Source organism: Streptomyces sp. NBC_01384 (genome assembly GCF_045040035.1).
Lineage (GTDB): Bacteria > Actinomycetota > Actinomycetes > Streptomycetales > Streptomycetaceae > Streptomyces.
Window position 1 is genome coordinate 4,986,023 of the sequence record NZ_CP109559.1, and the last position, 22,043, is coordinate 5,008,065.

A 22,043-nucleotide genomic window follows, 5' to 3' on the forward strand; every position below is an offset into this window, starting at 1 on the left:
GGGGTGCTGTTTCACGTGAAACAGCACCCCAACCGTCGTATGAACGGGGTCAGTTCGATTGAGCAGGGTCAGTTCGTTCCGATGCGAGCCAGCAGGTCCACGATCCGGTCCTGCACCTCGACGCTCGTCGAGCGCTCGGCGAGGAACAGGACCGTCTCGCCGGCGGCGAGACGCGGCAGTTCGGCCCGGTCGACGGCGGCGGTGTAGACGACGAGCGGGGTGCGGTTCAACTGCCCGTTCGCCCGCAGCCAGTCGACGATTCCGGCGCGCCGACGCCGTACCTGCATCAGATCCATCACGACCAGGTTCGGGCGCATCTGCGAGGCCAGTGTGACGGCATCCTCGTCCGTGGACGCCCGTGCGACCTGCATCCCGCGCCGTTCCAGCGTCGAGGTCAGTGCCAGCGCGATCTCCGCGTGCTCCTCGATGAGCAGCACGCGTGGCGGGTGCTGCTCGGAGTCGCGCGGCGCGAGCGCCTTCAGGAGTACGGCGGGATCGGCGCCGTACGCCGCCTCGCGCGTCGCCTGCCCGAGTCCCGCCGTGACGAGGACGGGGACCTCGGCGGCGACGGCGGCCTGGCGCAGCGACTGGAGGGCGGTGCGTGTGATCGGCCCGGTCAGCGGGTCCACGAACAGGGCGGCCGGGAACGCGGCGATCTGCGCGTCGACCTCCTCGCGCGAGTGCACGATGACGGGCCGGTAGCCGCGGTCGCTGAGTGCCTGCTGGGTCGTCACGTCCGGTGCGGGCCACACGAGGAGGCGGCGCGGGTTGTCCAACGGCTCCGGGGGCAGCTCGTCGTCCAGGGGCCGCGGTAGCGGCTGGTCGGCGACCTCCACTGCGCCGCCGGGGCCGTCGAGCGGCTCGGGGCCTTCGTCGGCGTTCTTGTCCGGGGCTCCTATGGCGTACGACCGTCCGGCGCCCTCGGTGGCTCCGGGCAGCCTCGGCCCGGGCGCCTGACCGGCCGTCGGATGCGGCCGGGCCGCGGTCTCCGGGCGCTCGGCGACGGGCTCGGGGGGCGTGCCGAGCTTACGGCGGCGGCCGGAGCCATTGGTCTGGTGCGGGGGCGGCGTGGCGGACTGCTGCGCCTGCCCTTGGGCCTGTGCCTGTGCCTGTGCCTGTGCTCGTGCCTGGGCTTGTGCCGGTGCGGCCTGCGGCTGGTTCGGTGCGGGCTGGCGGCCGAACGGGACGCCCTGCCCGAGCGTCCGCACGCTGATCGCCCGCCCCTGCGTCGAGTTGGGGTCGATGGGGGCGGCAGCCTCGGCGGGCAGTGGCTGAGCCATGCGTGGCTGGGGCTGTGCCTGAGGCTGGGGTTGCTGCTGCGCGGGCTGCTCCGGTGGCAGGGGGGTGCCGGGGGCGGGGGGCCTCGGCTGCGGCTGTGCTGGTGCCTGGGGGGCGGCCGCTGCCACGGGCGGCGCGGGCGCTCTGGGCGGTACGGGGGTTCCCGGCTGTAGGGGGAGGCCGGCGCCGGAGGTGTCGTCGGCGTTCGGGGCCGGCCAGGGGGCCGGGGCCTGCGCGGGGACGGTCTGTCCCGGCACTCCGGGTGTCGGGGTGGCCGGTACGGGAACGCCCTGAGCCGGAACCGCCACCGCGTCCGGCTGAGCCGGGACCGGGGTCGGGGCCTGGGCCGGGAGCGCCCGCCGTCCCGACGGAGCGGAAACCGGGTGCGGCTGGAGCGGAGTGTGGTCGTCGGCCGGGTCGTGCAGGGCCGTGTCGTGACGACCCTCGGCACCCTGGGCCGCCCCGGCAACGACACCGACGGCACCGCCCGCCTGCTCCAGGATCTGCTGCTGGGCCCGTTGGGCCTGCTGGGCCTGCTGCTCGGCCAGGACGTACTCCGGTGAGCGGTCCGCCTCCGCGGGCGGCAGCGCGAACACGGCGCGGGCGCCCGCCTCCTGCGCCGTGGCACGCTCGGCCGCCGCGGCCAGCGCACGCCGACGCCGTCCGGTGGGCTGCGTACCGGCGTCCTCGGCGGAGCCACCGGCCTCCGGAACACCCTGAGCAGCGGGCGCGGTCGGCGTAGTTGGAGCTGGTGGAGCCGGCGGGGCAGATGGGGCAGTCGGAGCGCTGGGGGGCGCGGGCAGCGCGGGTGGCAGCGCGTGCTGTTCGCCGCCCTGGCGGGCACGCCGCCCGGAGGGCACGGGCACCCCCTGCGGAGGCACCGTCCCGCCCAGCCCCGTTCCCACGGCCGCGGTTCCCGCCGCGTGCTCGGCCGCGGTGACGACCGCGCCCTCGGAGACACCCCCGGCCCCACCGTCGCCCGTGGGCTCGATCGCACTCGGCCGTGCGCGTCGGCGCCCGGTACCGCCGGAGCCGCCCTCACCGGAGCCCTCGGCGCCCGACCCCTGCGCGGGAACGGCCACCTCGGCGGCATCCTGCTCCGCAGCCGTACGCCGCCGGCGCCGCCCCGTGGGAGCGACCGCGCCCGCCTCGAGTGCGGTCGGCTCCGCGGCCGCGACCTCGCTCTCCAGGAAGGCGTCCACGGAGGACCGCCTGGCCCGCCGCCTGCCACCGCTCTGGGGCTCCTGCTGCCCCTGCTGCCCCTGGTGCGAGGCCTGCTCGGGAAGGGCGATCTCGGCACCGGACGACACCGGAGCCGCGGGCGCGACCGCCCCGGCCCCGCCGCCGATCGGCACCTCCAGCACGAACGCGCTGCCGCTCATGCCCGGCACCTCGTGCGTCTGCAGCACACCGCCGTGCGCCCGCACGATTCCACGCACGATCGGCTCGTGCACCGGGTCTCCCCCGGTGTACGGCCCGCGCACCTCGATCCGTACGACCTCGCCGCGCTGCGCCGCCGCCACGACGACGGTGTTGTCCATGTAGCCGCCCGCGGACACGGGCGCGTTGCCGGTCGCGTCGACGCCGGCCACGTCCGCGATGAGGTGGGCGAGTGCCTGCGCGAGCCGTTGCGGGTCGACCTCGGCCTCGATGGGCGGCGCGTGCACGGCGAACTGCACGCGTCCGGGACCGATCAGTTCGACGGCCCCGTCGACACCGGCCGCCACGACCGCGTCGAGCATCACGTTCGTCCGGATGATCTCCTCGGTCCCGGCGTCCAGCCGCTGATAGCCGAGGACGTTGTCGACGAGCGTCGTGATCCGCGAATAGCCGGCCGCGAGGTGGTGGAGCACCTGGTTGGCCTCGGGCCACAGTTGGCCCGCGTCGTCGGCGGCGAGCTTCGAGAGTTCGCCGCGCAGCTGGTCGAGGGGCCCGCGCAGGGATCGGCCGAGCACGGCGAGGAGCTGCTCGTGCCGGGCGGTGAGCGCCTCGTACCGGTCCTTCTCGCGCTCGCCGAGCGCGGCGTACCGCTCGTCGTTCGCGGCGAGTTCCTCCTCGTGCCGCTCGTGTACCTCGGTGAGCTCGGCCGCGTGCTGCTCGCGCAGCGCATCGAGCTCCGCGGCGTGCTCCTCGCCGATCCGTTCGAGCTCTTCCGTGTGCTGGGTGGCCTCGGCGTCCTTCTCCTCGGCGAGGGCGTCGTACGGCCGCCGGTCGGTGAAGGTCATCACGGCACCGACGAGCTGGTCCCCGTCGCGCACCGGAGCGGTCGTCAGGTCGACCGGCACCTTGTCCCCGGTCTTGGACCACAGCACCTGCCCGCGCACCCGGTGCTTGCGCCCGGAGCGCAGGGTGTCGGCGAGCGGCGACTCCTCGTACGCGAAGGACTCGCCGTCCGCGCGCGAGTGAAGGATGAGCGAGTGGAGATCCTGGCCACCGAGATCGCTGGCCCGATAACCGAGTATCTGAGCGGCGGCCGGATTGACGAGAACGACCCGCCCTTCCGTGTCCGTCCCGACCACGCCCTCGGCCGCGGCCCGCAGGATCATCTCGGTCTGGCGTTGCGAACGCGCGAGTTCGGCCTCGGTGTCGACGGTGCCCGACAGATCGCGTACGACGAGCATGAGCAGCTCGTCAGGGGTGGGACCGTAGCTGTCGTAGGCCTGCTGGCCGTTCTCGAGATTCGCACTGGTGACTTCGACCGGGAACTCGATGCCGTCGGTCCGCCGCGCGATCATCCGGGTCGGCTTGGTCCGCCCGCGCTGGTCGATGGTGTCGGGCCGTCGCATGGACCCGGGGATCAGCCGCGAGTCGAACTCCGGCAGCAGATCGAGCAGCCCTCGCCCCACCAGGGCCGTGCCCGGGGCCTCGAAGGCCTCCAGGGCGATGGTGTTGGCGTTGACGACGGTCCCATTGGCGTTGACCAGCACCAACGCATCGGGCAGCGCGTCCAGTATGGCTGCGAGGCGAGCAGCGCCTCGGGATGGCCTGCTGCTCACGAGACGCTTCCTCCCTGTTACCGCACCTTGCCGACCGCGAGGGCCATCTTGCCAACCTGCCCGCAGCGTGTCACGCGAGGGAGTCTACGGGCAGAGGTTGCGCTCGCGACGCCGGATGAGAGGGAGGTCGCACGCAGAAGAGCGACAGAACCTGTGACCGCGCGTTTCGCCCCCGCTCGCGCCCTCTTCGCTTCCTCCTGTTCCCCCGCTCGTTCCCCCGCTAGGTCCCCTGTTCGTTCCCCTGTTCCCCCGCGGAACCATGAGCCCGCCGTGGCCGGGCCGTGCCGCGGCTACACGTGGACGTCCGGGAGCAGGGGCACGAGGGCGTTCCAGCGCGCGATCTGGCAGCCGTCGGCCCGGTCGAACCGGGCGTCGACGGGCCGCCCGGCCCAGGTCCCGGTGACCTGGGCGGTGGCCGGACCGCCGTACATCATCGTGCACATCGTGCCGGGGGCCACGGGGGCGAAGGGATCCCTGCCCCAGGTGGTCCGCCGGTCCAGCGTCGCGCAGGCCCTGCCCACGTCGGGGTGGCTGCCACCACCGGGATGACACCGCAGCCGGAACGTCCCGTCGCGACCCCCTCCCGTGTCGTGGACGGTCACGGTCAGCCGGTCCCCGGAGTCGTCGCCGCGGGCCGGCGGGGGCGCCAGGGTGAGCGGGGCGACCGGTTCCGCGGAGGCGGCCACGGGCGTGCTGGGCAGGGTGGACAGCGCGGCGGCGCAGACGGCGGCGAGACCGAGACGGCGCACCATGAGACAACGCAACATGACCTGCCTAACGCCGCGTGTCCCGCACGGTTGCGCGCCGCGTGCCCCGCCCGGCCGCGCGCGGTCGCGCGTGGACAGGACCCGTGGCCGTTCGGCTCCCGAGGACTTTGCTCTGCGGGCCACCTGCCTAGTACCGTGGGAGCCGATTGGTGACACCCCACCCGGCTGTGTCATCATCTGCACGCACCACTCGCGCTCGCGCGGGCGGTTGTGCGGGAGGCGTCGCCTAGTCCGGTCTATGGCGCCGCACTGCTAATGCGGTTTGGGCCTTAAAGCCCATCGAGGGTTCAAATCCCTCCGCCTCCGCCACAAGATCCGAAGCCCCGGTCCACCTGGACCGGGGCTTCGGTGTTGTGTCCCCCCTGGAGCACGTTTTCCCAGCTCACAAGCGGTGCGGCAAACGGATTTCACATGGCGGCGGCAGTCATGTAATGTTCTTCCTGTCGCCGCGAGCGGGCCGAAAGCCCGGGAAGCGGGACGAAGCAGGAGAAAAACAAAACAAGCACTCGTAGCTTAACGGATAGAGCATCTGACTACGGATCAGAAGGTTGCAGGTTCGAATCCTGCCGAGTGCACACAGGTTGAAGGCCCCCGGATCACTCCGAGGGCCTTTTTCGTTGCCCGTGCGGCGAGGGTTCCGGCGAGGGTTCTTCGGTGTGGTCGATCTTGCGGGGAATCGATCCTTCTGTCGTCTATCAGGTGAACCTTGTTGATTTCTACGGGAGTTGCATGCTTCGGCGCCTAATTTCCGGCGTGGAGGTGATGCTCGATGTATGAGCAGGATGCGATCGACATCAACGACTTCGTGTTCGCTGCGACGGGGGCGCGGGTGCGGAGGCTGACGTTGGTGGAGGGGGAGCACTGGTTCCCGGCGGCGGACGTGGCGAGGAACCTGGGGTACGCAAACACGCGGCAAGCCCTGTAGATGCATGTCGCTGCAAACTGGCAGAAGCGTCTGAGTGAGATTGCAGGAAGCGTCTGTACAGCAGACACCTTGCGCAAACTTGCAGGTCACAGGCTTCAAAGGTCGATGAAGATGGTGAACCTCGAAGGGCTCGTCCAACTTGTCAACGGGTGTACCAAGCCCGAGTGCGAGCCCTTCAAGGCCTGGGTGGCCGAGGTCGTCGTGACCGTCCAGCGCGACGGCTGCTACGAGCTCGAGCCGGCCCTCGTGCAGCCCGCCCCCGGCGGTGGCGTCGCCTACGTCGTGCCCGAGCAGGTCGCCGATGCCATCGTGCGGCTCGAGGAGCGGAACATTCGGGCGGACGAGGAGCTCGCGGTACAGGCGACAGCGCGGAACGAGTTGCTGGCCGAGCGCAATGCTCTGATGGCCGAGGGGAATCGGCTGGCGGTTCAACGGGAGCAGCTGATGGCCGAGAGGATTCAGCTGCTGCGGGAGTCGAACCGTGACCGGAGCGCCATGGCCCGGAGCCAGGAGGCGATGGCGCGCAGTCAGAAAATGATCTTTCGGAGTCAGGAGGTGATCGCCCGGGGTCAGGACGCGATGGCGGTGGCCCTGGGGCGCATGGCCGAGTTGCTGGACCGGATCGCCGGGCGGATGGGGGCGGGCGGCGGGGTCGAGAAGTCGCCGGTAATGACGCCGCAGGAGCTGCTCGCCGGATGGCAGGCGAGGAATCTTGTCGTCACCGCGGATGTGCACGCCGTCGCGGCGTATCTCGCGCCCGCGCTCGTGCGGGGGAAGGCGCAGTACCGGCTGGAGGAGATCGCCGGGCGGACCGGGCTGACGATGGAGCGTGTCCACGACAGCGTGCGGATGCTGCTCAAGCGCGGGTGCATGCGGCAGAGCGGGTGCGCGGCGGATGGGGCGCCGGTGTACGTCTTGCCCTAGGGGGACGCCTGAGAACGGCGGAGAACGAGAAGGGCCCGAAGTCGCAAAACATAGTTGCGGCTTCGGGCCCCTCGTACGTCAGCGGAGGTGAGGGGCCTCAGTCGCCCTTCCGGAGCTCCTCCAGGTATTCGCTCATCAACTTGCCCGCACGGGTGAACCAGTCGTTCAGGAGCGCGATTTCGGCGGGCGAGTAGTCGGAGAAGAGTTCGGTGAGGCGGGCGCAGTGCGGCTCGTAGAGGGCCGTGACGCGGGCGAGCGCGTCGGGGTTCGCGGCGACCCGAACGCGGCGGCGGTCCGTCGGGTCGGGGCGGCGGGTGACGTATCCGGCGCGCTCCAGGCGGTTGAGGATGCCCGTGACGGCGCCCGTTGTGACGTGGGCGCGTTCGGCGAGGTCGCCGGCCGTGAGCAGGGTGTCGCCCGCTTCCAGGACGAAGGCGAAGCAGGTGAGGTCGGTGACGTTCAGGTTCAGCCGCTGGGCCATCTCCTGCTGGCCGATCATGGCCGTCGCTACGAGGTGGTCCATGGCGTTGAGGGCCTGGGCCTCGGTCGCGGGCGGTCGCGGCTTGCCCTGGTGCATGTGTATATCCCTTGGTAGGCGATCCCGGTACGCGATCCCTAGTACGCAATCCCTTAGTGCGTGAGATGTTTCTGGGGTAGATTTCTTAGCCTGTGAGGGATTCTAGTCCCTCATGTCACGAAGCTCCGCTGTTCGAACAGAGGGAGGCATTTACGTGAGTAAGCATGACGAGGGACACACCCTCGCGGGGTGGACCGGGTTCGGGATCGCCACCGTGGGCGCCCTGGGGATGGGACTGGGGGTCTGCGCCGACAACGCCCTGGGGGTGTGGGGCGGGCTGGCGGTCGTGGGGGTCGGCGTGGTGGTCACCTGGGTTCTCCACCTCGCCGGGTGGGGCAAGCCGCCCGGGCGGCGGCCCGTCGCCGAGTGGGGATTGCGGGTCAAGGACCTCGGCGCGCGGGAGGGGCACCCCGGGTGTGTCGCGTGCCGGCTGGCGGGGCGCGGGCGGCCCGCGGTCCGGACCGACGTGGCGGTCGGCGGTGGGTCCGTGAGGGGTGAGTCCGTGAAGGGGGAGTCCGTCAACGAGTCCGCCGCCTGACCAGCCGGTGAGGACTTGATCGCCCGCCCCGTTGTCAGTGGCAGCCCCTACGCTCGCGAGTGATGGCACAGACGTGGAGATGTTCGGGTCTGCGGTGGTCGGCGGACGGCCCCGTGCTGGTGTGGGGCGGTGGGCGGGGCAGTGCGCTGTCCCGGGGGAAGCGGGTGGCCTTTGGGGTGGTGGACGAGGGCGTACGGACGTGTGTGGGGGCGCGGGGGAACGTGTGCCCCGTACGGGCGGTGGTGTCGGCGCGGAGAGCCGGGGCCCGCTGTGAGGAGTGCGCGCGGCTGGACCGGGCGCACTCCGTGGCCGCCGACACGATGGCCGACGATCCGCGGCCGTACCGCGTGTATCTCGCGTGGTTCGGCCCCGGCATGGTCAAGGTCGGGATCACCGGAGTCGCGCGCGGCCCCGCGCGGCTGCTGGAGCAGGGAGCTGTCGTCTTCAGCTGGCTCGGGCAGGGGCCGTTGATGGCGGCGCGGCGGGCCGAGGAGTTGCTGCGGGCCGCGCTCCGTGTGCCGGATCGGATTCCGTACGCCGAGAAGAGGGCGGTGCGGGCCGCGTTGCCGGGGGCGGGTGAGCGGCTGGCCGAGATCCGGGAGCTGCATGCGCGGGTCATGGAGCTCGACGGCTGGCCCGAGTCCCTGGAGCGCGCACCTTTCCAGGCTGTCGACCACACCGACGTGTTCGGGCTCGAAGGGCTCCCGGCCGCCGTCGGTGTCGTGAGCGAGCTCGTCGGGGGCGGTGTGGTGAGCGGGGAGCTGGTCGCCGTTGCCGGGCCGGATCTGCATCTGGCGACCGGGCGTGGGGTCGTCGTTCTCGATACACGGCTCATGACCGGGTGGGAGCTGACTGCGGCCAGTGGTGAGCGACTGACGGTTCCCGTGAGGGAGTGGGAAGACAGGAATGTGCTGCAGGACGGACTCTTCTGAGTGCCCGCGCGGATGCCGTTCTCCAAAGGTCAAGAGTTGGATCCCTCCTGGATCCCGTTCGGAAAAGGGCCTGGACGGGTGGAGGCACGCGGCCCGACAGTGACTGACATGAGCGATCACTCCATTGCGCCTGTCGCAGCCCATGAACCCCCCTACTACGTCGCCGTGTTCACCTCCGTCCGTGTCGAGGACGACGGAGGGTACGGCGAGACCGCCGAGCGCATGGAGGAGCTGGTGAAGGAGATCCCCGGTTACCTCGGCATGGATCAAGCGCGCACGCCGGGCGGGCTGTCCATCACCCTCGGGTACTTCCGGGACGCCGACGCGATCAAGGAATGGAGCGGCCATGCCGAGCACCGCGCGGCGCAGAAGCGCGGCCGCGCCGAGTGGTACGAGCGCTACACCCTGCACATCGCCAAGGTCGAGCGGAGCCACGGGTTCGAGCGTGCGCGCGGCTGAGCGGGACCCAAGGGACGAACGGGACCCAAGGGTCGAAGTGGACTCAAGGGCCGTACGCGAGGACGTACGGGAGGACGTACGCGAGGATGTGCGGGAAGACGTACGGCGGTTCTGGGAGCGGCTCGGGCTGCCGGGACTCGTCGATGTCCACACGCACTTCATGCCCGAGCGCGTCCTGCGCAAGGTGTGGGCCTACTTCGACGGACTCGGCGCGCTGACCGGCGGCGTCGAGTGGCCCATCACCTACCGTGCGGAGGAGGGCGAACGGCTCGCGGTGATCCGGGAGTTCGGGGTACGGGCCTTCACCGCCATGCTCTATCCGCACAAGGCAGGCATGGCGCAGTGGCTCAACTCCTGGGCCGTCGACTTCGCCCGCCGGACGCCCGACTGCCTGCACACCGCGACCCTCTTTCCGGAGCCGGGCGTCGAGGGGTATGTGCGGGAGGCCGTGGAGCAAGGGGCCCGCGTCTTCAAGGCGCACGTCCAGGTGGGGGCGTACGACCCGGGTGATCAACTCCTGGACCCCGCCTGGGGGATGCTCGCCGAGGCCGGGATCCCCGTCGTGATGCACTGCGGGTCCGGGCCCGCGCCCGGCAAGCACACCGGGCCCGAGCCGGTCGCCCGCGTGCTCGCCCGGCACCCCCGGCTGCGGCTGATCGTGGCGCACATGGGGATGCCCGAGTACGAGGACTTCCTCGCCCTGGCGGAGCGGTACGGGGAGGTGCGGCTGGACACGACGATGGCGTTCACGGACTTCGGTGAGCGGTTCGCGCCGTTTCCGCGGGAGGCGCGGGCCCGGCTCGGCGATCTCGGTGAACGGGTCCTGCTGGGGACCGACTTCCCGAACATTCCGTATCCCTATGTCCATCAGCTGCACGCCCTGGAGCGGCTCGGGCTCGGGGACGACTGGCTGCGGGCGGTCTGTTACGAGAACGGGGCGCGCCTGTTCAAGATCGACAGGTGAGCCGGGGGCCGAGGGGAACTCCGTGATCTTCCCAGGAGTTCCCTGAGAGGCACCTGTGTGTTTCTCAGGAAAATCACAGGTTCCCGAAAGCGCGTTCTCAGAGGACCCCGACAAGGTGTCCGCTATGACCACGACCTCGCCCCAGGGGCGCACCGAACTGCTGAGGCCGGACGGGAGCCCCGTCCGAGTGCTGGTGGTGGACGACGAGCTGTCGATCACCGAGCTGCTCTCCATGGCTCTTCGCTACGAAGGCTGGCAGATCCGCAGCGCGGGTGACGGACAGGGTGCGGTGCAGACCGCGCGCGAGTTCCGGCCCGACGCCGTCGTCCTCGACATGATGCTGCCGGACATGGACGGGCTCGCGGTCCTGGGGCGCCTGCGCCGCGATCTGCCCGACGTGCCCGTCCTCTTCCTCACGGCCAAGGACGCCGTCGAGGACCGCATCGCGGGACTGACGGCCGGCGGCGACGACTACGTCACCAAGCCCTTCAGCCTCGAAGAGGTCGTGGCCCGGCTGCGCGGGCTGATCCGCCGTTCCGGTGCCGCCGACCGGCGCTCCGACTCCGTGCTCGTCGTCGGTGACCTCACCCTCGACGAGGACAGTCACGAGGTCTCGCGTGCCGGGGAGAACATCCATCTCACCGCGACGGAGTTCGAACTCCTGCGGTTCCTCATGCGTAATCCCCGGCGTGTACTCAGCAAGGCACAGATACTCGACCGCGTGTGGTCGTACGACTTCGGCGGCCAGGCCAACGTCGTGGAGCTCTACATCTCGTACCTGCGCCGCAAGATCGACGCCGGCCGTGAGCCGATGATCCACACCCGGCGTGGGGCCGGTTACCTGATCAAGCCCGCGGTGTCATGAGCGGACGACGACGGCCGCGTAAGCAGGGGCGAGGACGACAGCCGCGCACGCTGCGGACGCGGCTTGTCGTCGCGTCCGTGACGCTGATCGCCGTGGTGTGTGCGGTGATCGGCACGGTGACGACGTTGGCGCTGCGCTCGCATCTGTACGACCAGTTGGACGTCCAGGTCACCGATGTTGCCAGGCGGGCGGCGGGCGGTGGCCCGAAACCAGGTGACCTGGGTCCGAACGGCAACGGCACGGGGCTCGGGAACCCGAACGGAACCTCGTCGACCGGGTCGAACGACCTGACGACGGACGAGAAACTCAACTTCGTCACCAAGGGGCCGACGCAGCCGAAGACCATCGTCGCCGCCATCGGCAAGGACGGTGGAATCGACAAGGCGGTCGTCGCCAACGAGAAGAGCTACCAGGACATGACGTCCACCCAGCTCTCATCTGGGCAGACAGCCGTGCTCGCCTCCGTGGCCAAGAACGACACCCACCACACCGTGGACATCTCTGGCCTGGGTGAGTACCGCGTCACCTACACCCAGAGCCAGAACGGTCGCGGCGCGTTCTACGTCGCCTTGCCCACCAAGGACGTCGACGACAACATCGACACACTCATCCTCGTCGAGGTCAGCGTCACCGCCGCCGGCCTGGTCGCCGCCGGCATCGCCGGGTACGTGCTCGTCGGCGTGGCCACCCGCCCCCTCCGCAAGGTCGCCAACACCGCCACCCGCGTCTCCGAACTCCCCCTGCACACCGGTGAGGTCACCCTCTACGAGCGCGTTCCCGAGTCCGAGGCCGACCCGCACACCGAGGTCGGCCAGGTCGGCGCGGCGCTCAACCGCATGCTGGACCACATCCACAGCGCGCTGCACGCACGTCAGCAGAGCGAGATGCGGGTACGGCAGTTCGTCGCGGACGCGAGCCATGAGCTGCGTACCCCGCTGGCGTCGATCCGTGGCTATGCCGAGCTGACCAGGCGCGGCCGCGAAGAGACCGGGCCCGACACCCGGCACGCCCTCGGCCGTATCGAGTCCGAGGCCAGCCGGATGACCGGGCTGGTGGAGGACCTGCTGCTGCTCGCGCGGCTGGATGCCGGACGCCCGCTCCAGTACGACCAGACCGACCTCGTACCGCTCGTCATCGACGCGGTGAGCGACGCCCGGGCGGCCGGGCGCGAGCACAACTGGCGGCTCGAACTGCCGGAGGAGCCCGCGCTCGTACTGGCGGACGCCGCACGGCTCCAGCAGGTCATGGTCAATCTGTTCGCGAACGCCAGAACGCACACCCCGCCCGGTACGACCGTCACCGCACGCGTGCACCGGCACGGGCCGTGGCTGTGTGTGGACGTCCAGGACGACGGGCCCGGCATCCCGCCCGACCTGCTCCCGCGCGTCTTCGAACGCTTCGCACGCGGTGATTCCTCGCGCTCCCGGTCCTCCGGCTCGACCGGTCTGGGACTCGCCATCGTGCAGGCCGTCGCGGCCGCGCACGGGGGTGCCGTCACCGTGGACAGCGTGCCCGGCAGGACTGTGTTCACCCTGCATCTGCCCGCGCTCGCCGTCGAAACGTTCGTGGATCCGTTCGTGGAAACAAAGACGCAACTGCACTCACAGGCACAGCACAGCGCCACCACATGGGTGCAACAGGGCGTATGACGAGAGTCGTTCCCATGCGAACCGACTCTTCTCCCGGCAACCTGCCGGCGCGGGAGCACCTCCCGGCCGGGTCCGCCGGTACGCCTGTCCTGGACGTAGTGATCCCCGTTTACAACGAGGAGAAGGATCTCCAGCCGTGTGTGGTGAGACTGCACGAGCATCTCAAGCGCACCTTCCCGTACGCGTTCCGCATCACTGTCGCGGACAACGCGTCGACGGACACCACCCCTCAGGTGGCCGCACGGCTGGAGTCGGAGATACCGGAAGTCAGGTCCTTCCGGCTTGAGCAGAAGGGCCGCGGGCGCGCGCTGCGCACCGTGTGGTCGGCCTCGGACGCTCCGATCCTCGCCTACATGGACGTGGACCTGTCCACCGACCTCAACGCCCTGCTCCCGCTGGTGGCCCCGCTGATCTCGGGCCACTCGGACCTCGCGATCGGCTCCCGGCTGGCCCGCAGCTCACGCGTGGTGCGTGGCGCCAAGCGGGAGTTCATCAGCCGCACCTACAACCTGATCCTGCGCGGCTCGCTGCAGGCCCGCTTCTCGGACGCGCAGTGCGGCTTCAAGGCGATCCGCCGCGATGTCGCCCAGATACTGCTGCCGCTGATCGAGGACACCGGCTGGTTCTTCGACACCGAGATGCTGGTGCTCGCCGAGCGCGCCGGACTGCGCATCCACGAGGTGCCGGTCGACTGGGTCGACGACCCGGACTCGACCGTGCACATCGCGAAGACCGCGACCGACGACCTGAAGGGCGTGTGGCGCGTGGGGCGCGCCCTCGCCACCGGTTCGCTCCCGCTCGACCGGCTCGCGCGCCCCTTCGGGGACGATCCGCGCGACCGGGACCTGACCGACGTACCCAAGGGTCTGGCCCGCCAGCTCGTCGGCTTCTGTGTGGTGGGCGCCCTGTCCACCCTCTTCTACCTGCTGCTGTACAGCGGCTTCCGCTCGTTCTCGGGCTCGCAGGTCGCCAACGCGCTCGCCCTGCTCGTCTCGGCCGTCGCCAACACCGCGGCCAACCGGCGTCTGACCTTCGGCGTCCGCGGCCGGGGCAGCGCGGTCCGGCACCAGGCGCAGGGCCTGGTCGTCTTCGGTATCGGCCTCGCGCTCACCAGCGGCTCGCTCGCCGCCCTGAACGCGGCGACGAGCAGCCCGGCGCACTCGACCGAACTCGCGGTGCTCATCGCCGCCAACCTCGCGGCGACCGTGCTGCGGTTCCTGCTCTTCCGCGCCTGGGTCTTCCCGGAGCGGCGCGACGAGACGGCGGCCTCGACCGTCGTCGCCTCGCACCAACCGGCCTCGCCCACCTACGGCACGGCCTCGCCCACCTACGGCACGACCGCGGCGCACCAGCAGCACCCGCACCCGCCGCTGCCCCAGCGCCCGGGCCCGACGGCGCCCCAAGCGCCGTATATCAACCACGACCACAACCAGACCAACGAGTTCCGCGCCGGTGAAGCCGCGGACCGCACCTGGGGGGACGCAACCATGCAGCTGCAGGCGGTGCGCCCGCACGATCACGACCCGAGGGACGCGAGGGACGCACGATGACGACTCAGTCCGACACGAGCCACCAGGGGGGCGCGAGTCCCTCCGGGGACGCAGGTCACTTCTGGGGGCCGCCGGCCTCACAAGGCAGTACGGCTCTACAAGGCGGTACGGCTCTGCAGGAGCCCGTCGCGCCGCCCACCGCGGCTCCCCGGTCCGGTGAGCCCAAGCAGCCCTTCTTCCACCGCGCCTGGCGCGGCCGGCCCGAGGACCCGCGCTGGGTGCGCCCCGCCTTCCTCGGCCTGCTCGTCGCCACCGGCCTGCTCTACCTCTACAACCTGAGCGCCTCCGGGTACGCCAACTCCTTCTACTCCGCGGCCGTCCAGGCCGGCAGCCAGAGCTGGAAGGCCCTCTTCTTCGGCTCGCTCGACTCGGCCAACGCCATCACCGTCGACAAGCCGCCGGCCTCGCTGTGGCCGATGGCCCTGTCGGTACGGATCTTCGGCCTCAGCTCGTGGGCGATCCTGGTCCCCGAGGTGCTGATGGGCGTCGCCACCGTCGGCGTCCTGTACGGGGCCGTGCGCCGTCGCTTCAACCCAGCGGCCGGTCTGATCGCGGGCGCGGTGCTCGCGCTCACTCCCGTCGCCGCGCTGATGTTCCGGTTCAACAACCCGGACGCGATGCTCGCGCTGCTGATGACCGTCACGATCTACTGCGTGATCCGCGCTCTGGAGGACGGCCGGACGAAGTGGCTGGTCTGGGCGGGTGTCGCGGTCGGCTTCGCCTTCCTCGCGAAGACCCTGCAGGCCTTCCTGATCCTGCCGCCGCTCGCGGTCGTGTACGCGGTCTGCGCGCCGGTGCAGCTGAAGAAGCGGTTCGCGCAGCTGGGCCTGTCGGCGGTGGCGATGGTCGTCGCCGGCGGCTGGTGGGTCGCGATCGTGGAGCTGTGGCCCGCGGCCTCCCGCCCGTACATCGGCGGCTCGCAGAACAACTCCTTCCTTGAGCTGACCTTCGGCTACAACGGCCTCGGCCGCATCAACGGCGACGAGACCGGCAGCGTCGGTGGCGGTGGCGGCGGCGGTGGCACCGGCATGTGGGGCGCGACCGGCTGGAACCGGATGTTCAACTCGGAGATCGGCAGCCAGATCGCCTGGCTGCTGCCCGCCGCGCTGATCCTGTTCGTCGCGGGGCTCGTGCTCACCCGCAAGGCCAGGCGGACCGACCTGACGCGCAGCTCGTTCCTCGCCTGGGGCGGCGCGCTGCTGATGACGGCGATCATCTTCAGCTACATGGCCGGCATCTTCCACCAGTACTACACGGTGGCCCTGGCCCCCTACATCGCGGCCGTCGTCGGCATGGGCGCGACGGTGCTGTGGGAGGAGCGGTCCAAGATCTGGGCCTCGCTCACCCTGGCGGGCACGGTCGCCGCTTCCGCGGCCTGGGGATACGTCCTCCTCAACCGCACCTCGGACTACCTGCCCTGGCTGAAGTGGCTCGTCCTCATCGGCGGTCTGGCCGGCGCCCTCGGCCTGATCTTCGCGGCCAAGCTGGGCCGTCAACTGGCGCTCGCGGCGGTCGGGCTGAGCTTCGTGGCCTCGGTCGCGGGTCCGACGGCGTACACGCTGTCCACGGTGAACACCGGGCACACCGGTTCGATCGTCACGGCCGGTCCGGCGGGCGCGAGCATGATGGGCGGCCGGGGTGGTCCCGGTGGCGGCGGTGGCATGCGGGGCGGCTTCCCCGGCGGCGGCCGGAACGGCACGAACGGCACCACCAACCAGCAGGGCGGCAACGGCAACACCCAGCAGGGCGGCGGCATGGGCCAGCCCCCGACGGGCGGCACCGGTGGCACCGGCGGTACCGGCGGCTTCCCGGGCCAGAACCAGCAGGGCAACGGCAACACCCAGGGCCAGAACCGGCAGGGTGGCATGCCCGGCGGTGGCGCGATGGGCGAGGGCGGCATGGGCGGCGGTGGCGTGGGCGGTCTGCTCAACGGCGCGACCGTCAGCTCCGCGGCGAAGAAGCTGCTGGAGACGAATGCGGGGGACTACACCTGGGCGGCCGCGGCCATCGGTTCCCAGAACTCCGCGAGCTACCAGCTCGCCACCGGAAAGCCGGTGATGGCGATCGGCGGCTTCAACGGCACCGACCCGTCCCCGACGCTGGCCCAGTTCAAGAAGTACGTGACGGACGGCAAGATCCACTACTTCATCTCGGGCGGTGGCATGGGCGGTGGCGGCAACTCCTCCACCACCTCCACCTCCTCCCAGATCAGCTCGTGGGTCACGGCCAACTTCAAGAAGGTGACGGCCGGTTCGGCCACCTTCTACGACCTGACGAAGCCGACCAGCTGATCAGGGGGTTTCAGGAAGTTCTTGTAGGGGCGGTGGCCCGGAGCGATCCAGCTCCGGGCCACCGCCCTTTTCGCACGAAGAGCGGGCCTCGGACCATCGCGTCGGCGGGCGTCGGCGCGGTTCTCAACTCCCGGTTCGCGGCGCTGATTCCGGCGGCGACCTCGTTGCCCGCGACGCCGGCCTCGGCGGGCTCGGACGAGGAGCGCGGGCGGATCACGGACGCGTTCTCGTCCGGCCTGGAGACCGGTCAACTGGTGGGCGCGGGGCCGTCCTCCTCGATGGACTACTGGCCGCGGCGTTGCTACGACGTGCGGAAAGGGCAGACTCCGCGGTGGCGGTTTCGTCCTGGCGCCCGCTTAGCATCGGGGTCAGGGAGGGCGGACCCGCTGTCGCTGTCCCCCGTTCCGAGTTCCGAGTTCCGAGGAAGGTACGCCATGGTGAGGACAGCCGACCGTGCCGAGCGTCCGGCGCGGACCAGTGTCTGGCTGGAGGGCAAGGCCCCCCGGGGCGGTGCGGTGCGCGGCGGCGGGCAGCCGTCGGTGCTCGACCGGGACCGGATCACCGAGGTCACGGTACGGCTGCTGGACGCCGAGGGGATGGCGAGGTTCTCCATGCGCCGGCTGGCCGCCGAACTGAACGTCACCGCGATGTCCGTGTACTGGTACGTCGACACCAAGGACGACCTGCTCGAACTCGCTCTCGACTCGGTCTTCGGTGAACTGGAGCTGCCCGACCCGGAGTCGGGCGAGGACTGGCGTGATCAGCTGCGATCGCTGGCCACCGGGTACCGGGCGCTGCTGGTCCGTCACCCCTGGGTGTCCCCGCTCATCGGCACCTTCCTGAACATCGGCCCGCACTCCATGGCCTTCTCGCTCTGCGTCCAGGAAGTGGTCCGCAACACCGGCCTGCCACCGTACGGGCAGATGGGCGCGCTCTCGGCGGTCTTCCAGTTCGTGTACGGGTTCGGCACCATCGAGGGCCACTTCGTGCAGCGGTGCGCCTCGGCGGGCATGACCCAGGACGAGTACTTCCGTCAGGCGATGAGCACGATCAGCGAACAGCCGCAGTTCTCGGTCAACCTCGAGAGCGCCGCGGACCTCATGGCGGCCCGCGGCGGTGACACGGTCGAGGAGATGCGCGAGCGGGACTTCACGTTCGCGCTGGACACGCTGATCGCGGGGATCGAGACGATGGTCGCCAGGGCATAGCCCCGGCTCGCTGCTCCTCGGTTACTCCTGGGGTGCCAGTCGGGCCGGGAAGCCGCCCGTCGCGACCGGGCCCCACTTCACCGGCGTGACCCGGATGATCGACTTGCCCTGCTTGAGCATCGCCTCCCGGTACTCGTCCCAGTCCGGGTGCTCGCCCGCGATGTTCCGGTAGTACTCGACCAGGGGCTCGACGGATTCGGGGGAGTCGACGACCTCGGCCGTGCCGTCGATCTGGACCCAGGGTCCGTTCCACTCGTCGCTCAGGACGATCAGGCTGACGCGCTCGTCCCGCTTGGCGTTACGGGTCTTCGCGCGCTCTGGGTAGGTCGAGACGACGATCCGCCCGGCGTCGTCGACCCCGCAGGTCAGGGGGGAGCCCTGGGGGCTGCCGTCGGTACGGCGGGTGAGGAGGATGGCGCGGTGGCGGGGGCGTACGAAGTCGAGCAGCTCGTTCTGGGATACGGCGGTGTTCGTCGCGATGTTCGGTGCCATGTGAGTCAGCCTAGGCTGCCCGCTTTGAAGGTGCGGTCTTTTGAAGGCGCGGTCTTTTGGGTGCGGGTTGTTCGTGGCTGGTCGCGCCCACGCGGCGGAGCCGCACAATGTCAGGGCCCCGCGCCCCTCAAGGGGCGCTCACCTCACGCCTGCGGGAGTGGCACCCCTTGCACCGCCTGGACGTCCAGCTCCACCTTCAGCGTCGTGCCGATCGCCGAGATGCCCGCCTGGATCACCTGGTTGTAGTTCATCGCGAAGTCCTCGCGGTGGAGCTCGGTCGTCGCACGGAAGGCCGCTCGCGTGCCGCCCCACGGGTCCGCGCCCGTGCCCAGGTAGGCGAGGTCCAGGTCGACCGGGCGTACGACACCGCGCATGGTGAGGTCGCCGTGGACGGTCCAGCGGCCGGAGCCGGCCGGGGTCAGGCCGGTCGAGCGGTAGGTGATCTGCGGGTAGGTCTCGACGTCGAGGAAGTCCGGGGACTTCAGGTGGCCGTCGCGCATGCCGTTGCCGGTGTCGATCGAGGCGGCCGAGATCACGGCCTCGACGCGGGACTTGGACACGTCGTCCGGGGCGATCTCGATCGTCGCCGAGAAGTCCGTGAAACGGCCGCGCACGCTGGAGATGCCCAGGTGCTGGGCGACCGCGCCGACGGAGGAGTGGGCCGGGTCGACGGTCCAGGGGCCGGGCGGCGGCAGTTCGGTGCCGCCCTGGCGGGCGAGGGTCACCTGGCCGATCTCGGCCCGGCCGCTCGCCGTGACGATCGCGCTGGAGGCGGCGGGCGCGTACCCGACCGCGGTGACGATCACGGTGTACGCACCGGGCGCGAGGGCGGTCGTGTCGTGTACGGCTCCTTCGGCGTCCGCCTCGGCGCGCAGCACCTGCGTGCCGGTCATGTCGGTCACCGTGACGACCGCGTGCGACACGGCCCATCCGTTCCGCGTGCGAATCCGTGCGGTCAGTCCCATCCCGTTTTCTCCCTGCAAAGCATCAAAAATTGGTCGCAATGAAACCGGCCCGTGGGGGGCGCACCTCCGCTCAGAGTGCGCGCGTCCCCACGGGCCGGGGTATGGACTACTCGCCCGGGTGGGCGAGGGTGATGTCGTGGTCGTCGACACCGCGGCCGGTCACCATCAGTGCCGTGGCCACCGGGGGGTAACCCGTCGCGATGACGGTGTACTCGCCGCCGTCCAGGTCGGTGAAGGCGTACGCGCCGTCGGTGCCGGTCCTGGCGGTGCCGATCACGTTGCCGGCCGCGTCGACCAGCGTGACCCGGGCGTCGGGCAGGGGGCCGCCGGGTGCGCGTACGACTCCCTGGAGCTGGGCGCCCGCGCTGAGTTCGACCTCGACCCGGGTGACCCCGGCGCCGCCGACCTCGACGGGGAGGGCCTGCGGGCGGTGGCCCGCCGCGTTCACCGCGATGGTCACCGGGCCCGGGACCAGCTCGGCGAAGGTGAACTGGCCCTGCTCACCGGTGGTCCCGGTGGCCAGCACGTCACCGCGGACGTCGGTCACGATGACCATGGCGTCCTTGACCGGGCTGCCGGTCTCGGCGGCCCGCACAAGCCCGCTCAGCCCGCTCGTGCCGCTCAGCAGGATGTCGTACGCCACCGGCTCGCCGTTCACGACGATCGTCGAGGCCTGCGGCTGGAAGCCGTCGGCGGAGGCGATCAGGACGTACGAGCCCGTGCCGGGCGCGTCCACCGCGTACCAGCCGTCGGCCTGTGCGACCGACCGGCCCAGCTGCCGTCCCGCGAGCGAGATCAGCGTGACCGCGGCCTGCGGGACGGGCGCGCCCTCGGCGCCGCGGACGTGACCGCGGACCGGGATGCCGCCGGAGGCGGGCAGCGGGGCGCTCTCCCGCGTCGCGGTGGCGACGGCGGCGAACTGCTGCGTGCCCTGCGGAGCCTGCGGGTCGGCCTGGGGGCTGGTCTCGGAGACGGTCGCCCAGCTCGGGGTCCTCTCCTCGACGGCGGCTGCCTCGGAGGCGACCGGAGCCCCGGTGGTGGCCGCGGCTTCCGCCTTGGCCTCCGCCGCCTGGGCCAGCGCGCCCGAGGTCCGCAGCGGGACCTCCTTGATGAAGAGGACGATGAAGAAGGCGAGCAGCGCCAGGGCGGAGGCGATCATGAAGACGTCCGCTATGCCGTGACCGTAGGCGCTCTCCAGGACGGTGCGCAGCGGGGCGGGCAGCGCGTCCATCTTCGGGATGGCGCCGGAGCCCGAGCCGGACGCCGCGGCGGCGTACTTGGGGTCGAGGGCGGCCAGGCCGTCCTTGACATAGTGGGTGATCCGGGTGGACATGACCGCGCCCAGCGCGGAGACGCCCATCGCACCGCCGAGGGAGCGGAAGAACGTCACCGTGGAGCTGGCCGAGCCGAGGTCGGACGGGGCCACCTGGTTCTGCGTGGACAGCACCAGGTTCTGCATCGTCATGCCGACGCCGAGACCGAGCAGCGCCATGAAGATCGCGACGTGCCAGTAGGTCGTGTCGTAGCGGATGGTGCCCAGCAGGCCCAGGCCCGCGGTGATCAGGACGGTACCGCTGACCAGCCAGTACTTCCACTTTCCGGTCCTGGTGATGACCTGGCCGGAGACCGTGGAGGCGATGAACAGGCCACCGATCATCGGGATGGTCATGACGCCCGACATCGTCGGGGACTTGTCGCGGGCCAGCTGGAAGTACTGGCTGAAGAAGACCGTGCCGGTGAACATCGCGACGCCCACGAAGAGCGAGGCGAGGGAGGAGAGGGTGATGGTGCGGTTGCGGAACAGCCGCAGCGGGATGATCGGCTCGCTCGCCTTGGACTCGACGAGCACGAACAGCAGCCCGAGGGCGATCGCGCCGCCCACCATCGCGTACGTCTGCCACGACACCCAGTCGTACTTGTCACCGGCGAAGGTGACCCAGACCAGCAGCAGCGAGACCGCGGCGGAGATGAAGAACGCGCCGCCCCAGTCGACCTTCACGTCCCGCTTCACGGTGGGCAGGTGCAGGGTCTTCTGCAGCACGATCAGCGCGATGATCGCGAAGGGCACGCCGACGTAGAAGCACCAGCGCCAGCCGAGCCACGAGGTGTCGGTGATGACACCGCCGAGCAGCGGGCCGCCGACGGTCGCGACGGCGAAGGTCGCGCCGAGGTAGCCGGAGTAACGGCCGCGCTCACGCGGGGAGATCATCGCCGCCATGACGATCTGGGCGAGGGCGGAGAGACCGCCGACGCCGATGCCCTGGACCACACGGCATGCGATGAGCATGCCGGGGTTCTGGGACAGACCCGCGGCGGCCGATCCCAGGACGTAGATGACGAGGGCTATCTGTACGAGCGCCTTCTTGCTGTACAGGTCGGAGAGCTTGCCCCACAGAGGCGTGGTCGCGGTCATGGCCAGCAGCGAGGCCGTGACGACCCAGGTGTAGGCGGACTGGCCGCCGCCCAGGTCGCCGATGATCTCGGGGAGTGCGTTGGTGACGATCGTCGACGACAGGATCGCGACGAACATACCGAGCAGCAGCCCGGAGAGCGCCTCCATGATCTGCCGGTGTGTCATCGGAGTGCCGTCGGAGGATCCGCCTCCGTGCTTGGCGTGAGCCCGCACACCGGCTGGTGTGGTCGTTGCCATGGGCTTCCTTCTC

At 70.7% G+C, this 22,043-nt stretch carries 17 protein-coding genes and 2 tRNA genes; 13 read left to right on the forward strand and 6 right to left on the reverse strand.

The window, feature by feature from the left end; all coding sequences use genetic code 11:
• Positions 1-68: 68 nt before the first annotated feature.
• Positions 69-4,274: a PAS domain-containing protein gene (locus tag OG747_RS22860; RefSeq protein ID WP_405881203.1), complete on the reverse strand. Its 4,206-nt coding sequence runs from the start codon at positions 4,272-4,274 to the stop codon at positions 69-71.
• A gap of 290 nt (positions 4,275-4,564) precedes the next feature.
• Positions 4,565-5,026, reverse strand: coding sequence for an SSI family serine proteinase inhibitor (locus OG747_RS22865; RefSeq protein ID WP_405881204.1), 462 nt, complete (start codon positions 5,024-5,026; stop codon positions 4,565-4,567).
• A 230-nt stretch (positions 5,027-5,256) separates the two neighbouring features.
• Here OG747_RS22865 and OG747_RS22870 point away from each other — a divergent pair.
• From OG747_RS22870 to OG747_RS22885, 4 genes are all read left to right on the forward strand, one after another.
• A tRNA-Ser gene (locus OG747_RS22870) sits at positions 5,257-5,350 on the forward strand.
• Between the two features lie 193 nt (positions 5,351-5,543).
• Positions 5,544-5,616 (forward strand) — tRNA-Arg (locus tag OG747_RS22875).
• 194 nt (positions 5,617-5,810) lie between these two features.
• Positions 5,811-5,966 (forward strand): hypothetical protein, encoded by a 156-nt coding sequence (locus tag OG747_RS22880; protein WP_405881205.1) that lies wholly within the window; start codon positions 5,811-5,813, stop codon positions 5,964-5,966.
• Positions 5,967-6,890, forward strand: coding sequence for a BRO family protein (locus OG747_RS22885; RefSeq protein ID WP_405881206.1), 924 nt, complete (start codon positions 5,967-5,969; stop codon positions 6,888-6,890).
• A gap of 97 nt (positions 6,891-6,987) precedes the next feature.
• Here OG747_RS22885 and OG747_RS22890 read toward each other — a convergent pair whose 3' ends face one another.
• Positions 6,988-7,467 carry a MarR family winged helix-turn-helix transcriptional regulator gene (locus OG747_RS22890; RefSeq protein ID WP_405881207.1) on the reverse strand — a complete coding sequence of 160 codons (480 nt, stop codon included), beginning with the start codon at positions 7,465-7,467 and terminating at the stop codon, positions 6,988-6,990.
• A 112-nt stretch (positions 7,468-7,579) separates the two neighbouring features.
• On the opposite strand from OG747_RS22890, the gene OG747_RS22895 reads away from it, so the two are divergent.
• From OG747_RS22895 to OG747_RS22935, 9 genes are all read left to right on the forward strand, one after another.
• On the forward strand, positions 7,580-8,005 hold the full coding sequence (locus tag OG747_RS22895) for an HGxxPAAW family protein (protein ID WP_405881208.1): 426 nt from the start codon (positions 7,580-7,582) through the stop codon (positions 8,003-8,005).
• A gap of 62 nt (positions 8,006-8,067) precedes the next feature.
• Positions 8,068-8,937 carry a DUF2797 domain-containing protein gene (locus OG747_RS22900; RefSeq protein WP_405881209.1) on the forward strand — a complete coding sequence of 290 codons (870 nt, stop codon included), beginning with the start codon at positions 8,068-8,070 and terminating at the stop codon, positions 8,935-8,937.
• 108 nt (positions 8,938-9,045) lie between these two features.
• Positions 9,046-9,396, forward strand: a complete 351-nt coding sequence (locus OG747_RS22905; protein ID WP_405881210.1) for an antibiotic biosynthesis monooxygenase family protein — start codon at positions 9,046-9,048, stop codon at positions 9,394-9,396.
• A 37-nt stretch (positions 9,397-9,433) separates the two neighbouring features.
• The gene (locus OG747_RS22910) at positions 9,434-10,360 is read left to right on the forward strand and encodes an amidohydrolase family protein (RefSeq protein ID WP_405881211.1); all 927 of its coding nucleotides are present in this window, start codon (positions 9,434-9,436) and stop codon (positions 10,358-10,360) included.
• Between the two features lie 124 nt (positions 10,361-10,484).
• The gene (locus OG747_RS22915) at positions 10,485-11,225 is read left to right on the forward strand and encodes a response regulator transcription factor (RefSeq protein WP_405881212.1); all 741 of its coding nucleotides are present in this window, start codon (positions 10,485-10,487) and stop codon (positions 11,223-11,225) included.
• The gene (locus OG747_RS22920; RefSeq protein ID WP_405881213.1) at positions 11,222-12,874 is read left to right on the forward strand and encodes a sensor histidine kinase; all 1,653 of its coding nucleotides are present in this window, start codon (positions 11,222-11,224) and stop codon (positions 12,872-12,874) included. The genes OG747_RS22915 and OG747_RS22920 overlap by 4 nt, the downstream gene beginning before the upstream one ends.
• A gap of 14 nt (positions 12,875-12,888) precedes the next feature.
• Positions 12,889-14,424 carry a glycosyltransferase gene (locus tag OG747_RS22925; RefSeq protein ID WP_405881214.1) on the forward strand — a complete coding sequence of 512 codons (1,536 nt, stop codon included), beginning with the start codon at positions 12,889-12,891 and terminating at the stop codon, positions 14,422-14,424.
• On the forward strand, positions 14,421-16,715 hold the full coding sequence (locus OG747_RS22930; RefSeq protein WP_405881215.1) for a glycosyltransferase family 39 protein: 2,295 nt from the start codon (positions 14,421-14,423) through the stop codon (positions 16,713-16,715). The genes OG747_RS22925 and OG747_RS22930 overlap by 4 nt, the downstream gene beginning before the upstream one ends.
• 434 nt (positions 16,716-17,149) lie before the next feature.
• Complete coding sequence (locus OG747_RS22935; RefSeq protein ID WP_405881216.1) at positions 17,150-17,923, forward strand: TetR/AcrR family transcriptional regulator; 774 nt, start codon at positions 17,150-17,152, stop codon at positions 17,921-17,923.
• Positions 17,924-17,944: 21 nt separating this feature from the next.
• On the opposite strand, the gene OG747_RS22940 is transcribed toward OG747_RS22935, so the two are convergent.
• The 3 genes from OG747_RS22940 to OG747_RS22950 form a co-directional block, all read right to left on the reverse strand.
• Positions 17,945-18,415, reverse strand: coding sequence for a PPOX class F420-dependent oxidoreductase (locus OG747_RS22940; protein WP_405881217.1), 471 nt, complete (start codon positions 18,413-18,415; stop codon positions 17,945-17,947).
• 143 nt (positions 18,416-18,558) lie between these two features.
• On the reverse strand, positions 18,559-19,380 hold the full coding sequence (locus OG747_RS22945) for a YceI family protein (RefSeq protein ID WP_405881218.1): 822 nt from the start codon (positions 19,378-19,380) through the stop codon (positions 18,559-18,561).
• A 106-nt stretch (positions 19,381-19,486) separates the two neighbouring features.
• A complete protein-coding gene (locus OG747_RS22950; protein WP_405881219.1) occupies positions 19,487-22,030 on the reverse strand; it encodes an MFS transporter in 2,544 nt (847 codons plus the stop codon).
• Between the last annotated feature and the right edge of the window lie 13 nt (positions 22,031-22,043).

Excerpts from the sequence above, each read along its gene's own strand:
- OG747_RS22935 (WP_405881216.1), top strand. The coding sequence starts at position 17,150 with ATGGTGAGGACAGCCGACCGTGCCGAGCGTCCGGCGCGGACCAGTGTC.
- OG747_RS22900 (WP_405881209.1), top strand. The coding sequence starts at position 8,068 with ATGGCACAGACGTGGAGATGTTCGGGTCTGCGGTGGTCGGCGGACGGC.
- OG747_RS22865 (WP_405881204.1), bottom strand. The coding sequence starts at position 5,026 with ATGGTGCGCCGTCTCGGTCTCGCCGCCGTCTGCGCCGCCGCGCTGTCC.
- OG747_RS22905 (WP_405881210.1), top strand. The coding sequence starts at position 9,046 with ATGAGCGATCACTCCATTGCGCCTGTCGCAGCCCATGAACCCCCCTAC.
- OG747_RS22930 (WP_405881215.1), top strand. The coding sequence starts at position 14,421 with ATGACGACTCAGTCCGACACGAGCCACCAGGGGGGCGCGAGTCCCTCC.
- OG747_RS22895 (WP_405881208.1), top strand. The coding sequence starts at position 7,580 with ATGTCACGAAGCTCCGCTGTTCGAACAGAGGGAGGCATTTACGTGAGT.
- OG747_RS22945 (WP_405881218.1), bottom strand. The coding sequence starts at position 19,380 with ATGGGACTGACCGCACGGATTCGCACGCGGAACGGATGGGCCGTGTCG.
- OG747_RS22920 (WP_405881213.1), top strand. The coding sequence starts at position 11,222 with ATGAGCGGACGACGACGGCCGCGTAAGCAGGGGCGAGGACGACAGCCG.
- OG747_RS22940 (WP_405881217.1), bottom strand. The coding sequence starts at position 18,415 with ATGGCACCGAACATCGCGACGAACACCGCCGTATCCCAGAACGAGCTG.
- OG747_RS22950 (WP_405881219.1), bottom strand. The coding sequence starts at position 22,030 with ATGGCAACGACCACACCAGCCGGTGTGCGGGCTCACGCCAAGCACGGA.
- OG747_RS22925 (WP_405881214.1), top strand. The coding sequence starts at position 12,889 with ATGCGAACCGACTCTTCTCCCGGCAACCTGCCGGCGCGGGAGCACCTC.
- OG747_RS22885 (WP_405881206.1), top strand. The coding sequence starts at position 5,967 with ATGCATGTCGCTGCAAACTGGCAGAAGCGTCTGAGTGAGATTGCAGGA.
- OG747_RS22890 (WP_405881207.1), bottom strand. The coding sequence starts at position 7,467 with ATGCACCAGGGCAAGCCGCGACCGCCCGCGACCGAGGCCCAGGCCCTC.
- OG747_RS22915 (WP_405881212.1), top strand. The coding sequence starts at position 10,485 with ATGACCACGACCTCGCCCCAGGGGCGCACCGAACTGCTGAGGCCGGAC.
- OG747_RS22880 (WP_405881205.1), top strand. The coding sequence starts at position 5,811 with ATGTATGAGCAGGATGCGATCGACATCAACGACTTCGTGTTCGCTGCG.